Here is a 23,251-nt window from a genome sequence, read left to right as displayed (position 1 = left end):
GTTCAGAGCACCTCGATCGTGGGTCCGGCCGGCAGCCGCCGACGGCAGTCGAGGACGAAGGGAGCGTGCTCGGCGACGAGTTCGTAGTCGAAGCTGTCGTGGTCGGTGAGGAGCACCACCACATCGGCGGCGCTCAGTTCCTCCGGCACCGGTTCGACCCGTACCAGCCGGGTGTCCACCGGCAGGCTCTCGACGACATGCGGGTCGGCCGCCCTGACCTGGGCGCCCATGTCCAGCAGGAGTTGGGAGATGCGCAGGGCGGGGGACTCGCGGGCGTCGCCGGTGTTCCTTTTGTACGCCAGTCCGAGCAGCAGGATCCGCGAGCCGTTCACGGAACGGCGTCTTTCGTTGAACAGGTCACTGATGCGGCGCGCCACGTACTCGGGCATGTGGTTGTTGATGTCGTTGGCCAGTTCCACGAAGCGGAAGCTCTGGCCGAGTTCGCGCTGCACCCTCCAGGAGAGGTACGAGGGGTCGATGGGCAGGCAGTGGCCGCCGACGCCCGGTCCCGGTGTGAACCTCATGAAGCCGAAGGGCTTGGTGGCGGCGGCGTCGATGGCCTGCCAGACGTCGATGTCCAGGTGGTGGGCGAACATCGCGATCTCGTTGACCAGCGCGATGTTCACATGGCGGAAGGTGTTCTCCAGCAGCTTGGCGAGTTCGGCCTCCTTGGGCGAGCTCACCGGCACCGTGGTGTCGACGAGCTGTGCGTAGAAGTCCTGAACGGCCTTGCGTGACGCCTCGTTGACGCCGGAGACGACCTTCGGGGTCTGCTGGAATCCCCAGACGGCGTTTCCCGGGTCGATCCGCTCCGGGCTGTAGCCGAGGTGGAAGTCCGTGCCCGCGGTGAGACCGGAGCCCTCTTCGAGGATCGGGGCGAACAGCTCCTGGGTGGTGCCGGGATAGGTGGTCGACTCCAGGACGACGGTGGCCCCGGGGCGCAGGTAGCGGGCGAGGGTGACCGCGGATTCCTTGATGTAACGCAGGTCGGGGGTGCCCTCGTGCAACGGGGTGGGGACGGTGACCACGGCGACGTCGAAGCCGCCGCAGTCGCGGGCGGACTCGCTCGGCCGGTAGGAACCGTCGTCCAGTGCGGCGCGGATCCGTTCGCAGGCGACGTCCTCGACGAAGGACTCGCCTGCGGCAAGGCTCTTGATCCGCCGGGAGTCGACGTCGAAGCCGATCACCTCGTGTCCGACCTCGGCGGCGCGGATGGCCAGCGGCAGGCCGACGTATCCCTGTCCGACCACGACGACGCGCATCAGTGACTCCTGTTCGCGGAAGCGGGCGGCGGGGTGAGCCGGATGAACTCGCGCGCCGTCATGAGGACGAAGGCAGCGTTGGTGGTGAGATAGCGCCGGCCCAGGCGGCGCGGTTCCTGCAGCGCGCGGTAGAGCCATTCGAGTCCCCACCGCTGCCAGGATGCGGGGGCCCGTTTGGTGACGCCGGCCAGGATGTCGAAGGAGCCGCCGACCCCGTGTACGACGCGGGCGCCGGTCCGTGTGCCGTAGGCGGCGGTGAAGATCTCCTTCTTTGGTGAGGTCATGCCAAGAAACAGCAGCTGGGCGCCGCTTCGTGCGATCGCGCCCGCTATGGCTTCCTGCTGTGCGTCCTCGAAGTAGCCGTTGCGGCTGCCGGCCACCTTCAGCCGGGGGAAGCGCTCGGCCACCCGGCGCAGCATCTGCTCCAGTACCTCCTGCCTGGCGCCGAGGAAGTACACGGGCATGCCGGCCGATTCCGCCTCGGCCAGCAGCCGCAGGAACAGGTCGATGCCGGCCACCCGTTCCGGAAGCGGGGCGCGTAACACCCGGCCCGCCCAGACCACCGCCTGTCCGTCGGCGAGGACGAGATCGCAGCCGGCCACGGCCTGTGCGAGGCGGTGGTCGCGCCGCATGTTCACCAGCTTCGCGGCGTTGACCACACCGATCTCAAGCTGTCTGCCGTCCCGCACCGCCGCGAGGCAGCGTTGCACGGTCTCGTCCATGGTCAGCGCGTCCAGCTCGACCCCGAAGAGAGACTGACGCCCGCTCATCCGCGGCCCCCCTGCCAGGCGTAGAGCATCCAGCCGAACTCGTACGGCCGGCATTCGCGGTCCACGGACACCGGGCGGTACAGCCGGTCCAGGGCCTTCAGCCGGAGGTTCGGAGCCACGCGGGTGCCGAGTCCCCGCACGGCGCGTACGGCCTTCTTCGGGTCGCCCCGGTACACCTTGCGCCAGGTGGCGCCGAGTGCGTCGAGGATCAGCGGCTCCCGGCCCGCCGGACGGGCGGCCAGTTCGGGCACGTCCGTCATCCAGCGCAGGCCCTTGCGGATCGACGCGCCGAAGTCGGTGCCGCCGGCGTCGGCGAGATCGAACAGAGCGGTCGGCGCCATCGCGTGCTGGTGGACGCTGTAGACCGGGTAGCCCTCCACGACACCGCCGGTGCGCGCGTCGTAGTGCCACCACCACTGCCCGCCGTCGCCCTGCAGCTCGCAGATGCGCGCCGCACAGGCCTCGGCCGCGGCCAGCGCCTCCGGATCGCCGCCCGCGTCGCCGCAGGCGTGTGCGCGGGCCAGGGCCTGGAGCGGGTAGGTCTGGTCGGCGAAGCAGCTCACGTGCTCGCGGTACCAGGGCAGCAGGCCGGGTCCGGTGGCGTGCGGGAACAGCGGGCTGTTTCCGACACGGGCCCGCAGCAGACGGTCGCGTGCCGTGGTGAAACGTCTCTCCACATCGACCGTGCTCCGGGCCGCCGCGAGGGCGGACAGCACCCACGCCGCCTCGACGGTGTACTGCGGCCGGCCGTCGTCGTCCAGGGCTTCGACCCGGGCGACGGCGTCGGACAGCTTGGGGTGCCCGGTCTCGGCGGCGGCCCAGGCGATGAGCGCGGCGTCGCCGAGGCTGGTCACCGCGGGCAGCGACTCCACCAGCAGACCCGTGAACTCCTGGGCGGTACGCCCGCCGAGCACCGCGCGCTGGCGGTCCTCGGGCAGGTACCGCACCCCGAGGGCGGTGATGGCCGCGTACCGGGTGCTGGTCCCGCGCCGCTCCAGGGCCCAGGAACCGTCGGGCGCCCTCCGCCCGGCCATGGTGAAGGTGAAGGCCTCTCCGCCGGGGAGGAGCATCGACGGGAGCCCCGACTCGGCGACCGCGAGCAGTCGTTGGGCGAGGGCGAACAGCTGCGGCTCCTCACGACCGAGCGCCGCCAGACGTGTGATGGTCATGGTGCGGACACACCAACCCCCCTGTGGGTCCTCATTTGCGCAGACTTGTGATCGCCACGGCACGGGTGGCCGGGCGACGGAAGGAAGACGTCGGACGTCAGGCGTCGGAGCGGTCGTCGCTCCGCGTTTCAGGCACAGCTGTCCCCACCCGGTAACCCCCCTGGGCACTGGTTCGTGCGCTCATTGTGCTTGGTCTCCACAGTTCGCACACATGTTATGCAGGTAAGTGTTCGAAGATTTGCGTTTTGCGGGAAACACGCGTCATGCGCGTTCGGTGAGTTCGCCGTCCTTCTCGTCGTACAGCGCGCCCGTCTCGGGACACTCCCACCCGGCGGGTTCGCCTTCCCGCTCGACGAGCCGAACGCCGGCCCTGCCGACCCAGCCGATCCGGCGCGCCGGAACGCCCGCCACGAGCGCGAAGTCCGGCACGTCCCGGGTCACCACGGCGCCCGCCGCGACCAGCGCCCAACGGCCGACGCGCACCGGCGCCACACACACGGAACGAGCCCCGAGCGACGCCCCCTCGTCCACCACCACGGCCACCGCCTCCCAGTCACCTCCGCGCTTGAGCCGGCCCCGCGGGTCCACCGACCGGGGGAAGTAGTCGTTGGTGAGCACCGCCGCCGGGCCGACGAACACTCCGTCAGCGAGCACCGCCGGCTCATAGACCAACGCGTAGTTCTGGAGCTTCACGTTGTCGCCGATCCGCACGCCCGGTCCGACGTACGCTCCCCGGCCCACGATGCACCCGCTGCCCAGCCGGGCGTCCTCGCGTATCTGGGCCAGGTCCCACACCGTCGTCCCGTCACCGACGGCGGCCGTCTCGTCGACCTGCGCGGTCGGCTGGATCCTGGAGTTCACCTGGATAAACCTTTCTTCTCGTCGATCAGAGCCGGAAACGCCGTCTGCAGCGCCTCACGCCACCCGCGGATCGGTCGCATCCCCGCCTGACGCCAGCGGTCGTGCCCGAGGACGCTGTACGCGGGGCGGGGAGCGGGCCGTGCGAAGGCGGCGCTGGTGGTCGGCCGCACCCGTGCGGGGTCCGCGCCGAGCAGCCGGAAGATCTCCCGGGCCAGACCGCACCAGGTCGTCTCGCCGCCGCTGGTGCCGTGGTAGACACCAGCGGGCGCGGTGCCGGCGAGGGCGGCCCGCCCGAGCCCTACCAGCCGGTCCGCGAGGTCCACCGTCCAGGTGGGCTGGCCGCGCTGGTCGTCGACCACGTCGACGGTGTCCCGCACCGATTCGAGCCCGATCATCGTGTCGATGAAGTTCCCGCCGCCCGCCCCGTACAGCCAGGCCGTGCGCACCACATACCCCGCCTGGGGGAGCGCCGCGAGCACGGCCCTTTCCCCGGCCAGCTTGGTGCGTCCGTACGCGGTGCGCGGTGCCGTCGGGGCGTCCTCGGCGTACGGGCCGGCGGTGTCGCCCGCGAACACGTAGTCCGTCGAGACCTGGATCAGCCCGGCGCCCGTCCTCGCGCACGCCTCGGCGAGGTGGCGGGGCCCGTCGCCGTTGACCCGCAGAGCCTCCGGCTCGCGCGCCTCGGCGTCGTCCACGGCCGTCCAGGCGGCGCAGTTGACCACGATCCGGGGCCGGTGCGCGTCGAACGCGTCGCGTACCGCGTCGGCGTGGGTGATGTCGAGGCTGCCCCGGGCCAGGCCGACGGCCCGCTCCCCGTCCCGGCGCAGCCGTGCCTGCACGTCCTGGCCGAGCATTCCGGTGGCGCCGGTGATGAGCCAAGTGGTGGTCATGGTTACCTGTTCGTCGTCGGAAGGTGACCGGGGGAGGGGCACGCGTTTCCTCCCGGCCGTCCCCGCCGGGAGGAGGACGCGGCACTAGACCGTCGATCGCCCCTTCAGCGGCTCCCACCACGCGCGGTTCTCGCGATACCAGCCGACCGTCTCCGCAAGGCCGGTGGCGAAGTCCCTGCGAGGCTCGTAGCCCAGCTCCGCACGCAGCTTGCCGCAGTCCACCGAGTAGCGGCGGTCGTGTCCCTTGCGGTCGGCGACGTACTCGACACTGGTGTCCCAGTCCGCGCCGCAGGCGTCGAGCAGCAGAGCGGTCAGCTCCTTGTTGGACAACTCGGTGCCCCCGCCGATGTTGTAGACCTCGCCGGCGCGCCCCCTGCCGCGCACCAGCTCGATGCCCTGGACGTGGTCGTCGATGTGCAGCCAGTCGCGGACGTTGCCGCCGTCGCCGTACAGCGGGACCTTCTCGCCGTCCAGCAGGTTCGTGATGAACAGGGGGATGACCTTCTCGGGGAACTGGTGGTGCCCGTAGTTGTTGGAGCAGCGGGTCACCCGCACATCGAGACCGTGGGTGCGGTGGTGGGCGAGGGCGATCAGGTCGCTGGAGGCCTTCGAGGCGGCGTACGGCGAGTTGGGCAGCAGCGGGTCCGTCTCCGGCCAGGAACCGGAGTCGATGGAGCCGTACACCTCGTCGGTGGAGACGTGCACGAACCTCTGCGGTCTCTTGTGGCGCAGCGCCGCGTCCAGCAGTGTCTGGGTGCCCAGGACGTTGGTCCGGACGAACTCGGCGGCGCCCAGGATCGAGCGGTCCACATGCGACTCGGCGGCGAAGTGGACCACCTGGTCGTGTGCGGCGAGAAGCTCGTCGACCAGCGCGACGTCACAGATGTCGCCCTTGACGAAGGCGAACTGCGGGTGATCGCCCACCTCGGCGAGGTTGGCCGGGTTGCCGGCGTAGGTGAGCTTGTCCAGCACCGTGACCGCCACATCCCCGGGGCCGGCCGGCCCGAGGAGCGTGCGGACGTAATGGGAGCCGATGAAACCGGCGCCACCGGTCACCAGGATGCGGGTCGGGCGCGCGGGAGCGGAGGAGGCCGTCATGAGGAGATCTGCACCTTGCTGTGGTCGCCGAGGACGAAACGGTGAGCGGCGGGCGTGCGGGTCGCCGGAGTGACCTCGACGCTGCGGCCGATGAGGGAGGCCTCCACCCGCCGGACACCGCTCAGCGACGAGTCGCGCAGCACGATCGAGTACTCGATCTCACTGTCCTCGATGCGGCAGTCGTCGGATATCGAGGTGAAGGGGCCGACGTACGAGTCGGTGATGACGGTGTTCGCGCCGACGACCGCCGGGCCCACGATCCGGCTGCCGGTCACCTTGGCCCCGGGTTCGACGCGCACCCGGCCGATGATCTCGCTGGCGTCGTCGACCGTGCCGTCGATCCGGCGCTCCAGGCTCTCCAGTACCGAGCGGTTGACCTCCAGCATGTCGGTGACGTTCCCGGTGTCCTTCCAGTACCCGGAGATCGTGGTGGAGCGCACATCACGTCCGGCGTCGATCAGCCACTGGAGGGCGTGCGTGATCTCCAACTCGCCGCGCCAGGACGGTTCGATCGAGCGCACGGCCTCATGGATCGCCGGGCTGAACAGATACACACCCACCAGCGCCAGTTCGCTCTTGGGGCGCCTGGGCTTCTCCTCCAGTCCGATGACCTGGCCCGCCGCGTTCAGCTCGGCCACGCCGAACGCGGTCGGGTTCGGCACCTTCGTCAGCAGGATCTGTGCCTCCGGCCGCTCGTCGCGGAAGGCGTCCACCAGATCGGTGATGCCACCGACGACGAAGTTGTCGCCGAGGTACATCACGAAGTCGTCCTCGCCCAGGAACTCACGGGCGATCAGCACCGCGTGGGCCAGCCCCAGCGGTGCCGCCTGCGGGATGTAGGTGACATCGACGCCGAACGCGGAACCGTCGCCGACCGCCTCGCGGATCTCCTCGGCGGTGTCTCCGACGATGATCCCGACCTGGGTGATGCCCGCCTCGGCGATCGCCTCCAGGCCGTAGAACAGCACCGGCTTGTTCGCGACCGGTACGAGTTGCTTCGCCGATGTATGCGTTATGGGGCGCAATCGGGTACCTGAGCCACCAGACAACAAAAGTGCCTTCATGCGCATCACCCTACTGACGCCGGACTTGCCGACGGAGGGATTCCGCACACCCGAGGGCCCGCCGGGAACGGCCGGGGCGCCGCGCGGAGGGGGCTGCCGGGCCGGCCCGGGCGGGTGGCAGCACCCTCGGCGGGCGGTCGACGGAGCCGGGCGGATCGGCGCCTTTTCTCACGTTCTTTCCCGTCCAAAAAAGGCGAAGATTCCTGTTCAACTTTTAGAGGCGTTTAAATTCGGAGAGGTGCCTGGCGCTCCGTCATCAGGGCGCCATAAAACGGGAGTTGTCTGGTGGCGAATTTCCTTCTGTCCTATTTGACGGATCAACTTGTCTCCGGTGGACGCCTGGCTTGACGAGAGAGAAGATTGCCGTAGAAGGCCGAGGTCTGCCGGGTCCTCGCCGATTATCCGGAGTCGATTATCCGGAAGACGAGGGAGAGGGAGATCAGTTATGCCGATGTTGCTGATCAAGAGAGAATACAAGATCGTCGGAGCGAGGACACCCTGGAGACGCACTACCGCCCACCCCACGGCCCTGAGCTCCGCCAGCCCCCGCCCTTCGCCGCAAAGGCCGCGGAAGCCCGGATGTGGGCGACAGCGGTGAGTCCGTCAGCGTCGACGCGATGAAGCAGACGGTGAACTACCACCAGCTGACTGCGGGAATGGCCTACCCGACCTTCTACCGCAACCTTTTCCTGGACCTGCGCAAGGCCATGGCCGATGCGGTCGTGCATGCCCGGGGCGCCCAGAAAGGGCTGTGGCCGAAGGACGTGACGACAACCGGAGCAAAGCACGTCGATCTGGACTCGCTGACCGGTGATTCGGTGCTGATGCCCAAGCTTTTCCGCCGGCTGGCCGACTACCTCATCCTCAATGACGGGAGTTCCTCGCTGGCCGGCTTCCGGGCGTACCTGGAGCAGCGCGACGACCGGCTGTTCATCATCTCCACCGGACAGTCGACGGGATTCGGCACCGTCGTCGACGTCTCCAACGGCAACACCGTGAAGCTCACCACCCCTCCGGAAGACCTCGTCTTCGACGAGAAGTAGCCGCTCGGTCGCGAGTACGGACAGGGTGCGCCCCGGGCGCCGGGCGCACCCGGGGGAGGAACACACACACCAGGAGGGATGGTCATGACCAAGCGTCTGGTCGTCTGCTGCGACGGCACATGGAACTTCGCCGACCAGCCGAGCAAGACCAACGTCACCAAGATCGCCCTGTCCGTACACCAGGGATCCGCCGGCGGGAAGGACCAGCGCGTCTACTACCACAGCGGGGTCGGTACCTCCCGCTGGGAGCGTCTGCGGGGCGGCGCGTTCGGGGCGGGACTGTCCCGGAACGTCATCGACGCGTACCGCTTCCTCGTCGAGACGTACGAGCCCGACGACGAGCTGTTCCTGTTCGGCTTCAGCCGCGGGGCGTTCACCGCCCGCAGCCTGGCGGGTCTGGTGCGCAACTGCGGCATCCTGCGCCGGGACCACGCCGACCTGATCCCGCAGGCCTGGGCCCTGTACCGCGACCGGATCGAGAAGCCGAGGGGCGTGGCCTCCACGCTGTTCCGCCGCACGTACGCGCACGAGACCGAAATCCACTTCATCGGCGTCTGGGACACGGTGGGTGCGCTGGGTGTACCGGTGCCGGGCCTTCGATGGCTCCAGCCGGTCGTGAAGCGGTTCAACCGCCGCTGGGCCTTCCACGACACCGACCTGAGCAGCTGGGTCAAGGCCGCCTTCCAGGCGCTGGCCATCGACGAACAGCGCTCGGCGTTCCAGCCGACACTGTGGCACCAGCTGCCCGGCGCCGCCGACGGGGGCCAGGTGCTGAAGCAGGTCTGGTTCGCCGGGGTGCACTGCGATGTCGGCGGCGGCTACAAGGAGGCGGGACTGTCCGACATCACCCTGCAGTGGATGGTCGGCCAAGCCCGCAGATACGGGCTGAAGTTCAACGCCGAGGCGCTCAGCGCCGTCGGGCCGAGCGAGATGAAGGCGGGAGAGAGCAGCGACTTCCGTGTGGAGCCGGACGCCCTGGGCATGCTGCACTCCTCGCGCACGAAACTGTGGCGACTGGCAAGGCCGCTGCACCGGCCCGTCGGACGCGCGGCGGACGAGGACGGCCGACTCGACGGAAACGAGTTCCTGTCCGTGCCGGCCAAGAACCGTTACGACATCGACAGCGACTACCGGCCCCCTGAGCTGGAGCGGTACCTCGCCGATCAGCAGCGTGTCCGACTGGAGCCGGTGCTCATGCCGGGCACCGGAGCGCGTCACCGGGAAGGAGACCGCGGAAGGTGGCCCCAGGAGGAGCCGGTGACCCCCGGCTGAGCCCCTTCGGGTCAAGATCGCACGCTGCGTCCGCCACGTGGTCGCCCAGCTCCCCGGGGGCGACGCCGCCCCGCACCTGTGCTCCTCGCGGGCGCGGCGGAGCCGGCTGCGCCGCGACGGTCTCCGGGGCGCCGTGCCGCGCTGACGCCCGGCCGGCGACTCCGTGGGCCCGGCCGGACGGGTGTCTCAGATGGCCTCGCGAACGGCCCGTTCGAAGCCCTCGACATGGCTGCGGGCGAGCTCCGCCGCCCTGTCCGGGTCGCCGCCCACGATCGCCTCGATCAGCGGTCCGTGCTCCTCGACGTGGCCGGCCATGTCGGACAGCCGGTCGACGAACAGGCACCAGATACGGGTGGCCAGGTTGTCGTGGCGGACGAGGGTGTCCTCCAGGTACGGGTTGTGCGTGGCGGCGTAGATCGCGCGATGGACCTGCAGGTCCAGGCGCATGAGCTCGGCGGCCTCGTGCGCACGGACATCCCCGCCCGCCAGCTCTCGCCGCAGGAGCGTCAGGGCCGCACGGTCCGTTGCCGTGGCGCGCCGGGCGGCCTGGGCGGCGGCCAGGGGCTCCAGCTCCTGCCGCACCTCGGAGATGTGGGCCAGGTCGGTGATGTTGACATCGGTGGCGAAGGTCCCGCGTCGCGGGTAGGTGGTGATCAGGCGCTCGTACTGGAGCCGCTTGAGCGCCTCGCGCACCGGTGTCCGTCCGACGCCGAGGGACTGGCCCAGCTGCTCCTCGTTGATCGGTGCGCCGGGGCGGATCTCCAGCATGACCAGCCGGTCGCGGATGGCGCGGTAGGCGCGTTCGGCGAGGGACAGCTCCTCGCTTCCCGGCTCGGTCGCCCAGTGCTGCATCGATGTCCCCTTGACCTGTCCAGCGAGCTCCCATACCTTAGCGCAGAGGCTAATATATCAGTTGCCCATTAGTTGGCTGTCAGGATGGTGCACAGATGGCAACGAATCCGTCGATCAGCACGTTCGCCTCCCCGCTCTCCCTCCCGCTCGGCATGCTCGACCCGGACGTCGCCGCCGCCGTGGACGCCGAGCTGCGCCGCCAGCAGTCGACCCTCGAGATGATCGCCTCGGAGAACTTCGCCCCGGCCGCCGTGATGGAGGCGCAGGGCTCGGTGCTGACCAACAAGTACGCCGAGGGCTACCCGGGCCGCCGCTACTACGGCGGCTGCGAACACGTCGACGTCGTCGAGCAGTTGGCCGTGGCCCGGGTGAAGGAACTGTTCGGTGCCGAGGCCGCGAACGTCCAGCCGCACTCCGGCGCCCAGGCCAACGCGGCCGCGATGTTCGCCCTGCTGGAGCCCGGCGACACGATCCTGGGCCTGGATCTGGCTCACGGCGGGCACCTCACCCACGGCATGCGCATCAACTACTCCGGCAAGCTGTACAACGTCGTGCCCTACCACGTGCGCGAGTCCGACATGCGCATCGACATGGACGAGGTCGAGCAGCTCGCTCTCGCCCACCGGCCCAGGATGATCGTCGCCGGCTGGTCCGCCTACTCCCGGCGGCTGGACTTCGCCGCGTTCCGCCGGATCGCCGACGCGGTGGGCGCGTACCTGCTGGTCGACATGGCACACTTCGCCGGCCTGGTGGCCGCGGGCCTGCACCCCAGCCCGGTGCCGTACGCCGACGTCGTGACGACCACCACACACAAGACCCTCGGCGGCCCGCGCGGCGGCGTGATCCTCAGCCGCGCCGGCCTCGCGAAGAAGATCAACTCCGCGGTCTTCCCGGGCCAGCAGGGCGGCCCGCTGGAGCACGTCATCGCGGCGAAGGCGGTGGCCTTCAAGGTGGCGGCGGGCGAGGAGTTCAAGGAGCGCCAGCGGCGCACCCTGGACGGCGCCCGCATCCTCGCCGGACGGCTGCTCGCCGACGACGTGGCCGAGGCCGGGATCACGGTGCTGACCGGCGGCACCGAAGTCCACCTGGTCCTCGTCGACCTGCGTGGCTCCGCGCTCGACGGACGGCAGGCCGAGGACCGGCTGCACCGCATCGGCATCACCGTCAACCGCAACGCGGTGCCCTTCGACCCCCGCCCGCCGATGGTGTCGTCAGGACTGCGGATCGGCACCCCGGCCCTGGCCACCCGCGGCTTCGGCGAGGCGGAGTTCCGGGAGGTCGCCGACATCATCGCCGAGGCGCTGAAGGGCGAACAGCCCGACGACGAACTGCGCGCCCGGGTCGGGAAACTCGCCGCCGCCTTCCCCCTCTACCCCCACCTGAACGGAGACGCGGCATGACCACCAAGCCGCTGCCGGAGCACCCGGACTTCCTGTGGCGCAACCCCGAGCCGCGCTCCTCGTACGACGTCGTCATCGTCGGCGCGGGAGGCCACGGCCTGGCCACCGCCTACTACCTCGCCAAGAACCATGGCATCACCAGCGTCGCCGTCCTGGAGAAGGGCTGGCTGGCCGGCGGCAACATGGCCCGCAACACCACGATCATCCGCTCCAACTACCTCTGGGACGAGAGCGCGGCGATCTACGAGCACGCGCTCAAACTGTGGGAGGGGCTCCCGGCGGAACTGGACTACGACTTCCTGTTCAGCCAGCGCGGCGTCCTCAACCTCGCGCACACCCTCCAGGACGTGCGCGAGGGCATGCGCCGCGTGGGTGCCAACGTCCTCAACGGAGTCGACGCCCAGTGGCTGGGGCCGGACGAGGTCGCCGAGGTCTGCCCCATCCTCAACGTCTCGCCCCGCACCCGGTATCCGGTCCTCGGCGGCACCTTCCAGCCGCGGGCCGGCATCGCCAAGCACGACCACGTCGCCTGGGCGCTGGCCCGCCGGGCCGACGAGCTGGGCGTGGACCTGATCCAGGGCTGCGAGGTCACCGGCTTCCTCAAGGACGGCGACCGGGTGGTGGGCGTCGAGACCAACCGCGGCCGCATCCTCACCGGCCGGATCGGCCTCGCGGCGGCCGGGCACAGCAGCCTGCTGGCCCAGCGGGCCGGCTTCCGGCTGCCCGTGCAGTCGCATCCGCTGCAGGCCCTGGTCTCCGAACTGCACGAGCCGGTGCACCCGACCGTGGTCATGTCCAACCACGTGCACGTGTACGTCTCCCAGGCGCACAAGGGCGAACTGGTGATGGGCGCGGGCGTCGACGCGTACAACGGCTACGGTCAACGTGGCTCCTTCCACGTGATCGAGCAGCAGATGGCCGCCGCCGTCGAACTGTTCCCGGTCTTCGCCCGCGCGCATGTGCTGCGGACCTGGGGTGGCATCGTCGACGTCACCCCGGACGCCTCCCCGATCATCGGCCGCACCCCCGTCGAGAACCTCTACGTCAACTGCGGCTGGGGCACCGGCGGGTTCAAGGCCACCCCAGCCGCCGGCTGGACCTTCGCGCACACCATCGCCACCGGCGAGCCGCACCCGCTGAACGCCCCCTTCGCCCTCGAACGCTTCACGACGGGCGCGTTGATCGACGAACACGGCGCGGCAGCCGTGGCCCACTGAGGAGAACAGCGTGTTGCTGATCAGCTGCCCATGGTGCGGTCCCCGTGACGAGACCGAGTACCACTACGGGGGACAGGCCCACGTCCCCCACCCCGAGAACCCCGAGAGCCTCACCGACGAGCAGTGGGCCGAGTACGTCTTCTACCGAGACAACCCCAGGGGTCCCTTCGCCGAGCGATGGGTGCACAGCACCGGCTGCCGCCGCTGGTTCAACGTCCTGCGCGACACCGTGACCTACGAGGTGCTTGCCGTCTACCGGCTCGACGAGCCCCGCCCCGAACTGCCCCAGGCCGGAGGGAACCGATGACCGACCAGCACTTCCGGCTCCGCCGAGGGGGCCGCATCGACCGCGGCACCGAACTGCGCTTCACCGTCGACGGACGCGAGCTGACCGGGCACCCCGGAGACACCGTCGCCTCGGCCATGCTGGCCAACGGCATCACCCAAGTCGCCCCGTCGCTCTACCGCGGCCGTCCGCGCGGCATCGTCGCCGCAGGAGCCGAGGAACCCAACGCCCTGCTGCAGCTCGCCGGCCCGTGCTCGGAGGGCATGCTCCCGGCCACCACCGTGGAACTGTACGACGGCCTGTCCGCCACGACGCTGTCCGGCATGGGCCGACTCGACCCGACCCCCGACCCCGCCCGCTACGACAAGAAGTACGTCCACACCGACGTCCTGGTCGTCGGCGCCGGACCGGCCGGACTGGCCGCCGCCACCGCTGCCGCGGGCTCCGGTGCCCGCGTGATCCTCGTCGACGACCAGCCCGAGCCCGGTGGTTCGCTGCTCTCCGGGCGCGCCGAGCGGGTCGGCGCACAGAGCGCTCCGGAGTGGGTCGCCGAGGTGCGCGCGGCACTCGACGCCGCCCCCGAGGTCGTCGTCCTGCAACGGACCACGGCGTTCGGGTCGTACGACGACAACTACCTGCTGGCCCTCCAGCGGCGCACCGACCACCTGGGAGCTGCCGCACCCGAGGGCGTCTCCCGCCAACGGCTGTGGCACATCCGCGCCCGCCAGGTCGTCCTCGCCACCGGCGCGCACGAGCGTCCCCTGGTCTTCGCCGGCAACGACCGGCCCGGCGTGATGCTCGCCGGAGCCGTGCGCTCGTACGTCAACCGTTACGCCGTGGTCCCGGGCTCGCGGGCCGTGGTCGGCACGACCAACGACAGTGCCTATGACACGGTCGCCGACCTCCACGCCGCCGGCATCGACATCGCCGCCGTCGTGGACGCGCGGCCCGAGCTCTCTCCCCGGGCCGCCGAAACCGCGCTCGCCACCGGCGTGCGGGTGCTGACGGGCAGCGCGGTGGTGGAGACCGCGGGCGACGGACGGCTGACCGGCGTCACCGTCCAGGCCCTCGACACCGACGGCCGGCTCACCGGTGCACCACAGCCGTTCGACTGCGACCTGCTCGCCGTCTCGGGCGGCTGGAGCCCCGTGGTGCACCTGCACAGCCAGCGCCAGGGCCGGCTGCGCTGGGACGAGGACCTGGTCGCCTTCGTCCCCGACGGCACCGTACGCGACCAGCAGGTCGCCGGCGCGGCCCGCGGGACGTACGACCTCGACGGCTGCCTGGGCGAAGGGGCACGGGCGGGTGCGCGGGCCGCGGCCGACGCCGGGTTCCCCGTCGCCGTACCGTCGCCCGGCGATGTCCGGCCCGCCGGCCCGACGCGTGCCCTGTGGATGGTCCCCGCCCCCGACGGCGAACCCGCCACCTGGGACACCCACTTCGTCGACCTCCAGCGCGACGTGACCGTCGCCGACGTCTGGCGCTCCACCGGCGCCGGCATGCGCGGCGTGGAGCACGTCAAGCGCTACACCTCGCTCGGCACGGCCAACGACCAGGGCAAGACGTCCGGCGTCAACGCGATCGGCGTGATCGCCGAGGCGCTCGGTGGCAGCGCGTCACCCGGCGAGATCGGCACCACGGCCTACCGGGCGCCGTACACGCCGATCGCCTTCGCGGCCCTCGCCGGGCGCGAGCGCGGCGAGCTGTTCGACCCGGAGCGCACCACCTCCCTCCACAGCTGGCACGTGGCCCACGGCGCCGAGTTCGAGGACGTCGGGCAGTGGAAGCGTCCCCGGTACTACCCGCGGCCCGGTGAGGACATGGACACGGCCGTGGCCCGCGAGTGCCGGGCGGCCCGAGAGGGCGTGGCGTTCATGGACGCCTCCACCCTCGGCAAGATCGAGATCTGGGGCGCGGACGCGGGCGAGTTCCTCAACCGCGTCTACACCAACGCCTTCAAGAAGCTGAAGCCCGGCACGGCCCGCTACGGGGTCATGTGCAAGCCGGACGGCATGATCTTCGACGACGGTGTCACCCTGCGCCTCGACGACAACCGCTACTTCATGACCACCACGACCGGCGGCGCCGCCGGCGTGCTGGACTGGCTGGAGGAGTGGCTGCAGACCGAATGGCCCGAACTCGACGTGCACTGCACCTCGGTGACCGAGCAGTGGGCGACGATCGCCGTCGTGGGCCCGCAGTCGCGCCAGGTCGTCGCCCAGCTCGCGCCCGACCTCGACCTGTCCGCCGAGGCGTTCCCCTTCATGGCCTTCCGCGAGACCACCCTGACCCGCGGCATCCCGGCCCGGGTCTGCCGGATCTCCTTCTCCGGTGAACTCGCCTACGAGATCAACGTCTCCGCCTGGTACGGCCTGGCCGTCTGGGAGCAGGTCCACGAGGCCGGACAGCCGTACGGCATCACCCCGTACGGCACCGAGACCATGCACGTCCTGCGGGCCGAGAAGGGGTACATCATCGTCGGCCAGGACACCGACGGCACCGTCACCCCGCAGGACGCGGGCATGTCCTGGGTGGTCTCACGACAGAAGGACTTCATCGGAAAGCGGTCCTTCGCCCGCGCCGACACCTCCCGCACCGACCGCAAGCAACTCGTCGGCCTGCTGCCGAGCGACCGCACGACCCGGCTGCCCGAGGGCACCCAACTCGTCGCGCCACAGGTGCCGGTCACCCCCGAGGCAGGGCCGGTGCCGATGCTCGGGCACGTCACCTCCAGCTACCACAGCCCGGCCCTCGGCCGCCCCTTCGCCCTCGCCCTCGTCGCCGACGGACGGGCGAGGATCGGCGAGACCCTGCTCGCTCCCGTGGGCGAGGGCCTCGTGCCCGTCGAGGTGACCGACTCCGTCCTGTACGACCCCGAAGGGACCAAGCGAGATGGCTGAGCCGACGTTCGACGCACGGGTGAGCCCCCTGGCACACCTGGCGGAGCGGATGCGCGCCGCCGCGGTCACCGGCGTCCGCGGCGTCACGCTGACCGAGTGGCCGTTCCTCACCATGGTGAACCTGCGCGTCGCCCCCGCTTCCGCGGCAGCCGACCGCATCGAGAAGGCCCTCGGGGCACGGCTCCCGCGGCGGTGCGGCCACACCACCTCGGCCGGCCCCCACACGGTCGTCTGGCTCGGCCCCGACGAATGGCTCGTACTGTCCCAGGCCGAACCGGCCACGGTGACCGCCGAGTTGCGGGAGGCACTCGACGGCGACCGGGGCTCCGTCGTGGACGTCTCCGCGAACCGCACCACGCTGGAGCTGAGCGGCCCGTCCGCCCGGCAGGTGCTGGAGAAGGGCTGTCCGCTGGACCTGCACCCCCGGGCCTTCGCCCCCGGCCGGGCGGTGTCCACCACGGTCGGCCCCGTCGCGGTGGTCCTCTGGCAGGTCGACGAGGCGCCGACGTACCGGCTGTTCCCACGCTCCTCGTTCGCCGACTACCTGGCCCGCTGGCTCATCGACGCGATGAGCGAGTACCGCGGCCCGGAGGTGCCCTGACGGCGCGCGGACGGCGCAGGTCTGCTGCCGTCGACCACAGCCACGCCCCTGACGACCTGGCATGCCCGCCGCCGCGGCGGGTACGACCCCTCCCGTACGGGAGTGTCGCGGATGCGGCCGGAGAGCGAGGGGTGTCGGAAGTGATTCGGAAGCTGCAGGCGATCGCGCTGGACTGCGCCGATGCGGTACGGCTCGCGGAGTTCTACGCGGAGCTGCTCGGCGGCCGCGTGGTCACGGACTCGGAGGATCCCGACTGGGTGGAGGTGCACGGGTTCGAGGGGACGCCGCTGGCCTGCCAGCGGGTGGACGGCTACCGACCGCCCGAATGGCCCGGCCAGCACTTCCCGCAGCAGCTGCACCTGGACTTCGACGTGGACGACCTCGACGGGGAGGAGAAGCGGGCGCTAGCCCTCGGCGCGACCGTGCTGGAGCGGACGGACCAGCTCCGCCCGGAGGCCAACTGGCGGGTCTACGCGGACCCGGCCGGCCATCCGTTCTGCCTCTGCCTCCACTGAGCCGTCGGCCCCACCGCGTCACCACGACCCGCCTCGCACCGGGGTCGCCGAAGGAGCCGTACGAGGGGCATAGGGGGTGAAATGCGCCGGGGGATGGTCGATCGGCAGGTCCGGACGCCATGCGGTGAGGATCTGGGCGCTGCACACGAACAGGCCGTCGGGCAGCCGGTCCAAGGGGTACCAGGCCCAGTCGCCGACGCTCTCGTCAGGCTGTATCGCCGGCCGGCCCCGCCAGGCGCTCACAAGGGCGCCTACGGTGACCCGCACGACGTGTTCGACGTGGTCGACGAGCGTGCCCAGGAGTGTGACGTCGTCGGGCCGGGCGATCAGACCGGTCTCCTCGGCGAGTTCCCGGATCACGGTTGTCTCCAGGGACTCCCCGGCCTCTACGGTTCCACCCGGCAGTTCGAGAGTGCCGCGACGGTGTCGGCCGAGCAGCACGCCCTCGTCGCCGAGGACGATGGCGCCGACGCCGATGGCCGCGTGGGGCTTGGGTGGCCGGGTGGTGCGGGGCCGGCTGAAGACGCGCGTCGGGCGGTCCGGGAGGCGGCGGGCGCGGATGAGCTGCTGGACGACGGGGTTGTCGCCGTCCAAGGGGCGCAGGAGGTCGATGGCCTCGACGCGGAAGCCGTGCTCGGTGAGCAGGTCCTCCCACAGCTGCGGTGCCAGGACCCACATCCGGGTGGGCAAGGGCGGATCGTCCCGCAGGATGATCGTCTGTTCACGTGGCGCGACGGTCGTGGACGGGCCGTTGCCGTGCAGGTCGGTATGCAGGAGCGAGAGGACCAGCGGTGCACCGGGGCGCAGGCCGTCGCGCAGCGCGGGCAGGACGCGGCGCGGGTCGGCGAAGGCGAGGCTGCCGATGGCGTACGCGGCGTCGAAGGGCTCGCCGGTGCGGAGGTGGTCGGCCACGTCGCCGTGCACGAACCGGACGCCGGGCGTGCCCGCATACGCACCGGTGGCGCGTTGGTGCTGGGTGAGGGACAGTTCGATCGCGGTGACCCGTGCACCGTGGGTCCGGGCCAGGTGAACGGCCTGATGGCCGGCGCCGGAGCCGATGTCCAGGACGCGTTTGCCGGTGATGTCACCGAGGATTTCCGCCCCCGGACCGACCCCCTTCCACGGAGCCCATTCCAGCCGTTCGGGAACGGGCGGCACGTACCCACGGTTCAGCTGACGTCGGCCGTAAACGGTCCATGCTTCGGCGTTGAGATCCTCTGCGGACATGGGGACTCCTGAGGGCAGAGCGGGGCCTTCCCGGCGGGGTCATGCCGGATCGGCGACGGCGGGGGAGTCGGGGCGGGGGACAATGGGGGCGTACTGCGTGGCCTGTGCGTCGAACATCGAGGCGTAGCGCCCTTGGGCGGCCATGAGCTCGTCGTGGCTGCCGTGCTCGACGAGCCGTCCGTGGTGCAGGACGTAGATGCGGTCGGCGTGGCGGACGCCGGACATGCGGTGGGTGACCAGGACGACGGCCCGGTTCGGGGCGGCGAGCCGGCGGATGCGTTCGAACGCGGCGATCTCGGCCTCCGGGTCGAGGGCGGAGGTGGGTTCGTCCACGATGAGCACGCCGGCGGCGTCCGAGGTGGAGCTGCGCCAGTGGGTTCGCGCGAGCCCGATCTTCTGCCACTCGCCGCCGGACAGTTCGCTGGCACCGCGGAACATCCGGGCCAGCAGACTCCGCAGGCCTTCGGGAAGTCTCGCGATGACCGGGCCGGCACCCGCGTAGTCGATGGACGGCTGAAGACGCTCGGGGCCGCCGTCCCGGGCGGGCCGGCCGATCCGGATGTTCAACGCCGCCGTCACGGGCCAGCGCTGGAAGTCCTGGGTGAGCAGTGAGACGCGGTCGAAGACCTGGGAGCGGTCCAGGGAGGCGACCTCGGCCTCGCCCCACCGCACGGTCCCGCTCTGCGGCAGCAGCAGGCCCGACAACAGCTTCATCAGCGTGCTCTTGCCGGAGCCGTTCTCGCCGACCACGGCGGTGACCGAGCCCATGGGCAGCGTGAGGGACACCCCGTCCAGAGCGGGAGCTTCGCGGTCCGGGTAGCGGTAGCTGACGCGGTCCAGGACGACCTGCTTCACCTGTGCGGGAACGGGATCGCCCCCGCTGGGAATGGTGCGCAGGGCCGCCTCGTCCAGGAACCGGGCGTGGTCGCGGACGTAGAGGGACTCCTCGTGCAGCTGGTTCACGTTCATCACCAGCGCGCCCAGGCTCGCGGAACCGGACCGGACGGCGATGACGGCGGTCCCGGCCACGGCCAGACTCATGCGCCCGCTCATGATCAGCAGGAACATGGCCGCGTATGTCGCCGCCATGGCGAGGCCGGACAGTGCCGCCGCCACCCACTCGGTGACGGCCTTGTCGGAGGCCAGCCGCTCCTGCTCGGCCTCGGCGCTCTCGGCCATCCGCTCGTAACGACTGAGCAGGAACGGCCCGACGGCGTGGATGCGCACTTCCTGCGCGGCGGTGCGCTCGGTGAGCAGGTTGCCGATGAGGCGGCTGGCCCGTACGTGCTCGATCCAGCTCATCACCGACACATACCGTTCCTGCGCCACCCGCATCGCACCCCAGCCGCGGGGCGCCGCGATCAGGATCAGCATCGGCAGCAGCACAGGGTGGAGGACGGTGAGCACGCCGGCCGTGGACACCAGCGAGATGGTCCCGTTCAGCGCGGCCACGCAGGCACCGATCATGCGGCGGGCGGAGCCGGCGCCGTACTGGGCGACGTCGATCAGCCGGCGGAACTCCGGGTCCTCGATGGCCTCCAGCTCCACCGACGCGGCGGCGGCCAGATACCGGGTCGTGGCGATCCGCTCGACCAGCGGCTCCAGCCGGCCCGCCCGCGAGGTGGACCATCCGGCCAGGCCCGAGTTGACCACGGCCGCTCCGGCGGCGGCCAGCAAGCCCGGCAGCACCGCGTGCAGCCGCTGGGCGGGGGTGCCCGAGCCGAGCAGCGCGTGCATGACGGCGTTGACCGCGAGCAGGCCGATCGCCGCCGTGACGCCCTGCCCGATCTCGCTGACCGCGACCGAGAGCAGAGCCCTGCGGTCGGCGTGCCACGCCATCCGCAAGGTCGCCCCGACCAGCCTCGGCATGGAGCGCAGAGCCGACATCATCGTCAGGTCGAGTCGGGCATGCTCGTGTTCGGACCAGCCGAAGTCGTAGCGCAAGGGGCCGCCGAAAAGCTCCTGTTCGGCGTCGGAGACCTCCGGCTCGGCCGTCTGCACGCGTCCGAAGAACCTCTTCACAGGGCGCCTCCTGGCCCGGGCCGGCCCAGTGCCCGGAGAACCGGCGTCGTCATCGTCCTCATCGGCGCACCGGCACAGCGGCCGGACGCCGGGTCGCGAGTCGGTTGTGGTGGTGTGCTGGCCGAAGTCAACGGGGTCCCCCTCGACACTCGTGCTGCTCGTTCGTATGGCTCAACGAATCAGCCAGAATTTCGAACACATGTGTTTCGGTCGTGCTCGTAACCCCGTGATTGAGCGCGCGCCGGAGCTTGCGGGGTGCACCGACCCTTGCCGCACAAGGACGGGGCCTGAAGCGGCGGTGGCCGAAACGCCGAGCGTGCCGCCGGCCCGCGGGTGAAACCGGCGAGACGGCGCGATGGGTGCGGCAGCCGACGGTCCGTGCCGATGCCGGCAGGGGGTCAGCTCACCGGTTCCGGCTCGATGAGGACGACGGCGCGCCCGCCCATCGGCGCAGGGCGGCTTCGAGGGCGGCGACGTCGGTGACGCCGCTGGTGTCGGAGGCCCAGGCGACCACCCCGTCCGGGCGTACCAGCACCCCGGCCGGCGTCCCGTGGGGGTCACCCACGCTGTTCACGCGCCCGGACCAGGCCGCGGCGAGGCGGGCGAACGCACCGTCGGGAGAGCGGTCGAGCAGCAGGAACTCGCCGCGGTGGCCGTGGTCGGCCAGGCGGGAGCCGTTCCTCAGTCGCAGGTCGGGGGCGAACCGGCCGACGAGCGGATGGTCGCCGTGCAGGTCGATGCGCTGCGTGACGCCGGAGATCTTCTTGACCGCGTAGGTCGTGCCCGCCCGGGTGTTCAGCAAGTCGGCGACGATCCCCCGGAGCGCGGCCGACTTGGCGTCCCCGCGCAGCACCCCGATCTGGGCCCGCGTCCAGTCCAGCACCCAGGCACCCGCGGGGCGACGCTCGTCGTCGTAGGTGTCGAGCAGCCCTTCGGGGGCCCACCCCGCGACCGCGGCGCCGAGCTTCCAGCCCAGGTTCATCGCGTCGCCGACCCCGAGATTGAGGCCCTGACCGCCGAACGGCGGGTGCACGTGCGCGGCGTCGCCGGCCAGGAACACCCGCCCCGACCGGTACGCCGCGGCCTGGCGGGCGTTGTCGGTCCAGCGGGTCGGGGCGGCGCGCAGGGCGGTCAGCGTCACGTCGGTGCCCGAGATCCGGCGCAGGCTCGCCTGGACCTCCTCAAGGGTGACCGGCGCCGTGGGGGTCCTCCCGCGCGAGCGAAGCCGGGTGTCGGGGAGACCGGCGGGCGGGCCGTCGAACTCCATGGTGGCCACCCGCCCGGGCTGCGGCCCATAGCGGTACGCCCCCTGGGACGACCACGTCCATCCCTCGGCGAGCTTCTCCGGGTCGGCGATGTCGACGACCGCCTGGTAGCCGGTGAGTTCGGGGTCGGTTCCGGGGAAGTCGATGCCCGCGAGCCGGCGCACGGTGCTGTGTCCGCCGTCGCACCCGACCAGCCATCCGGTGCACACCGGGCCGGCGGTGGTGCCGACACGTACGCCGTCGCCGGTGTCGTCGAGCGTGGTGACCTCCACGCCGCGACGTACCGGGACGCCGAGTCGCGAGACATGGTCGGCCAGCAGCGCCTCCAGCTGGGGCTGCGGCACCATACGCGCCCCGTCGGTGGCGGCGTGCGCGGCGAGGTCGGGATCGGACCAGTCCACGAGGCCGGGGTCGAGGACCATCCCCGCGAAATGCCCGGTGAATCGGGACTCGGGCCCTTGCCGGCCGGCACCGGGCGGTCGGTGTTCGGCCGTGCGAGCGTACGGCCCCACCCGGTCGAGTGTCTCTCGCTGCACCTGTTCCGCGGCGGGCAGGAGGCCGCGGCGGTCGAGTGCCTCCGCCGTCGGCACGTTGATCGACTGCGCCTTCATCGCCGTGTCCGGCTCGGCGCGCCGCTCGAGTATCTGCACCGTCGCCCCGGCGAGCGCCAGCTCCGCGGCGAGCACGAGCCCCACCGGCCCGGCTCCGACCACGGTCACGTCCACATCCTGGTTCCCGTTCCCTGTCACGAACACTGTTCTATGAACGAACAGTGTTCGTGTCAAGCTATGATGGTCCGGTGAACCCGAGAGAGCGACGCGCGGCACGCCACCAGCCGCCGAACCCCGAGGCCACGGCCACCCCGAGGTCACAGCGCCGCAAGGCCCCGATCACCGTGGAGCAGGTCGTCGACACCGCGCTGGGCGTCGTCGCCGCGGAGGGCTACGAGGCGCTGACCATGCGCCGGCTGGCTGGCGCGCTGGAGACCGGCCCCGCCTCGCTCTACGCCCACGTGGTCAACAAGGCCGACCTCGACGAGCTGCTCATCGGGCGGCTGTGCGCCGAGCTCGCCCTGCCCGAGCCCGACCCCACGACCTGGCGGGAGCAGATCCGCGGCGTATGCGCCCAGATACGCGACCAGTATCTGAAATACCCCGGGATCTCCCGCGCCGCGCTCGCCATGGCCCCCACCGACCGCGAGACCGTGCGCGTCAGCGAGGGGATGCTGGCGATTCTGCTCGCCGGCGGCGTCGCCCCGCAGGCCGCCGCCTGGGCCATCGACGCCCTCCTGCTGTACGTGGCCGCCTACTGCCTGGAGGTGTCGATCGCGCACCAGCGAGCGGCACACGAAGACGCTGTCTGGGTCGTCGACCGCGACGAACTGCTACGCCGGTTCACCTGCCTGCCCGCCGAGACCTTCCCCCACACCACCCGCCACGCCGCCGAGCTCACCGCCGGTGAGGGCCACGACCGGTTCGACTTCACCCTCACCCTGATGATCGAGGGCCTCGCACACCGCCCACCGGGCTGACCCCGT

20 protein-coding genes are annotated in these 23,251 nt (G+C 71.1%); 9 read left to right on the top strand and 11 right to left on the bottom strand.

Annotation, left to right across the window (positions count from 1 at the left end; translation table 11 throughout):
- Positions 1–2: 2 nt before the first annotated feature.
- The 7 genes from IE244_RS27200 to IE244_RS27170 form a co-directional block, all read right to left on the bottom strand.
- Positions 3–1,262, bottom strand: coding sequence for a nucleotide sugar dehydrogenase (locus IE244_RS27200; protein ID WP_191876207.1), 1,260 nt, complete (start codon positions 1,260–1,262; stop codon positions 3–5).
- Positions 1,262–2,032: a WecB/TagA/CpsF family glycosyltransferase gene (locus IE244_RS27195; protein ID WP_191876206.1), complete on the bottom strand. Its 771-nt coding sequence runs from the start codon at positions 2,030–2,032 to the stop codon at positions 1,262–1,264. Before IE244_RS27195 ends, IE244_RS27200 begins: the two co-directional genes overlap by 1 nt.
- On the bottom strand, positions 2,029–3,201 hold the full coding sequence (locus tag IE244_RS27190) for a hypothetical protein (protein WP_191876205.1): 1,173 nt from the start codon (positions 3,199–3,201) through the stop codon (positions 2,029–2,031). The genes IE244_RS27195 and IE244_RS27190 overlap by 4 nt, the downstream gene beginning before the upstream one ends.
- A gap of 261 nt (positions 3,202–3,462) precedes the next feature.
- Positions 3,463–4,062, bottom strand: a complete 600-nt coding sequence (locus IE244_RS27185; protein ID WP_191876204.1) for an acyltransferase — start codon at positions 4,060–4,062, stop codon at positions 3,463–3,465.
- On the bottom strand, positions 4,059–4,952 hold the full coding sequence (rfbD, locus tag IE244_RS27180; protein ID WP_191876203.1) for a dTDP-4-dehydrorhamnose reductase: 894 nt from the start codon (positions 4,950–4,952) through the stop codon (positions 4,059–4,061). The genes IE244_RS27185 and rfbD overlap by 4 nt, the downstream gene beginning before the upstream one ends.
- Before the next feature lie 84 nt (positions 4,953–5,036).
- Positions 5,037–6,050, bottom strand: coding sequence for a dTDP-glucose 4,6-dehydratase (rfbB, locus tag IE244_RS27175; protein WP_191876202.1), 1,014 nt, complete (start codon positions 6,048–6,050; stop codon positions 5,037–5,039).
- Entirely contained in the window at positions 6,047–7,114 is a 1,068-nt protein-coding gene (locus tag IE244_RS27170) for a glucose-1-phosphate thymidylyltransferase (protein WP_191876201.1), read from the bottom strand. Before IE244_RS27170 ends, rfbB begins: the two co-directional genes overlap by 4 nt.
- Before the next feature lie 617 nt (positions 7,115–7,731).
- Here IE244_RS27170 and IE244_RS27165 point away from each other — a divergent pair.
- Both IE244_RS27165 and IE244_RS27160 read left to right on the top strand, forming a co-directional pair.
- Complete coding sequence (locus IE244_RS27165; protein ID WP_191876200.1) at positions 7,732–8,157, top strand: hypothetical protein; 426 nt, start codon at positions 7,732–7,734, stop codon at positions 8,155–8,157.
- An 84-nt stretch (positions 8,158–8,241) separates the two neighbouring features.
- A complete protein-coding gene (locus IE244_RS27160; RefSeq protein WP_191876199.1) occupies positions 8,242–9,429 on the top strand; it encodes a T6SS phospholipase effector Tle1-like catalytic domain-containing protein in 1,188 nt (395 codons plus the stop codon).
- A 186-nt stretch (positions 9,430–9,615) separates the two neighbouring features.
- Here IE244_RS27160 and IE244_RS27155 read toward each other — a convergent pair whose 3' ends face one another.
- Positions 9,616–10,281, bottom strand: coding sequence for a GntR family transcriptional regulator (locus IE244_RS27155; RefSeq protein ID WP_191876198.1), 666 nt, complete (start codon positions 10,279–10,281; stop codon positions 9,616–9,618).
- A gap of 95 nt (positions 10,282–10,376) precedes the next feature.
- On the opposite strand from IE244_RS27155, the gene glyA reads away from it, so the two are divergent.
- The 6 genes from glyA to IE244_RS27125 all read left to right on the top strand — a co-directional run bounded on the left by glyA (position 10,377) and on the right by IE244_RS27125 (position 17,200).
- Complete coding sequence (glyA, locus tag IE244_RS27150; RefSeq protein WP_308436292.1) at positions 10,377–11,681, top strand: serine hydroxymethyltransferase; 1,305 nt, start codon at positions 10,377–10,379, stop codon at positions 11,679–11,681.
- On the top strand, positions 11,678–12,898 hold the full coding sequence (locus tag IE244_RS27145; protein ID WP_191876197.1) for a sarcosine oxidase subunit beta family protein: 1,221 nt from the start codon (positions 11,678–11,680) through the stop codon (positions 12,896–12,898). Before glyA ends, IE244_RS27145 begins: the two co-directional genes overlap by 4 nt.
- Positions 12,899–12,908: 10 nt before the next feature.
- Complete coding sequence (locus tag IE244_RS27140) at positions 12,909–13,205, top strand: sarcosine oxidase subunit delta (protein ID WP_191876196.1); 297 nt, start codon at positions 12,909–12,911, stop codon at positions 13,203–13,205.
- The gene (locus IE244_RS27135) at positions 13,202–16,084 is read left to right on the top strand and encodes a sarcosine oxidase subunit alpha family protein (protein WP_191876195.1); all 2,883 of its coding nucleotides are present in this window, start codon (positions 13,202–13,204) and stop codon (positions 16,082–16,084) included. Before IE244_RS27140 ends, IE244_RS27135 begins: the two co-directional genes overlap by 4 nt.
- On the top strand, positions 16,077–16,685 hold the full coding sequence (locus IE244_RS27130; RefSeq protein ID WP_229854350.1) for a sarcosine oxidase subunit gamma: 609 nt from the start codon (positions 16,077–16,079) through the stop codon (positions 16,683–16,685). The genes IE244_RS27135 and IE244_RS27130 overlap by 8 nt, the downstream gene beginning before the upstream one ends.
- Before the next feature lie 140 nt (positions 16,686–16,825).
- Positions 16,826–17,200, top strand: coding sequence for a VOC family protein (locus IE244_RS27125; RefSeq protein ID WP_191876194.1), 375 nt, complete (start codon positions 16,826–16,828; stop codon positions 17,198–17,200).
- A gap of 18 nt (positions 17,201–17,218) precedes the next feature.
- Here the strand turns inward: IE244_RS27125 and IE244_RS27120 are convergent, their stop codons facing one another.
- The 3 genes from IE244_RS27120 to IE244_RS27110 form a co-directional block, all read right to left on the bottom strand.
- The gene (locus tag IE244_RS27120; protein WP_191876193.1) at positions 17,219–18,427 is read right to left on the bottom strand and encodes a bifunctional class I SAM-dependent methyltransferase/NUDIX hydrolase; all 1,209 of its coding nucleotides are present in this window, start codon (positions 18,425–18,427) and stop codon (positions 17,219–17,221) included.
- A gap of 39 nt (positions 18,428–18,466) precedes the next feature.
- Positions 18,467–20,449, bottom strand: coding sequence for an ATP-binding cassette domain-containing protein (locus tag IE244_RS27115; protein WP_191876192.1), 1,983 nt, complete (start codon positions 20,447–20,449; stop codon positions 18,467–18,469).
- Positions 20,450–20,852: 403 nt separating this feature from the next.
- Entirely contained in the window at positions 20,853–22,433 is a 1,581-nt protein-coding gene (locus IE244_RS27110; protein WP_373305778.1) for an FAD-dependent monooxygenase, read from the bottom strand.
- Positions 22,434–22,513: 80 nt separating this feature from the next.
- Here IE244_RS27110 and IE244_RS27105 point away from each other — a divergent pair, with 80 nt between their 5' ends.
- Positions 22,514–23,245: a TetR/AcrR family transcriptional regulator gene (locus IE244_RS27105; RefSeq protein WP_191876191.1), complete on the top strand. Its 732-nt coding sequence runs from the start codon at positions 22,514–22,516 to the stop codon at positions 23,243–23,245.
- Positions 23,246–23,251 lie beyond the last annotated feature (6 nt).

It is taken from the genome of Streptomyces filipinensis, from assembly GCF_014649495.1.
GTDB classification, from domain to species: Bacteria; Actinomycetota; Actinomycetes; order Streptomycetales; family Streptomycetaceae; genus Streptomyces; species Streptomyces filipinensis.
This window is presented reverse-complemented; position numbering and strand designations above follow the sequence as displayed.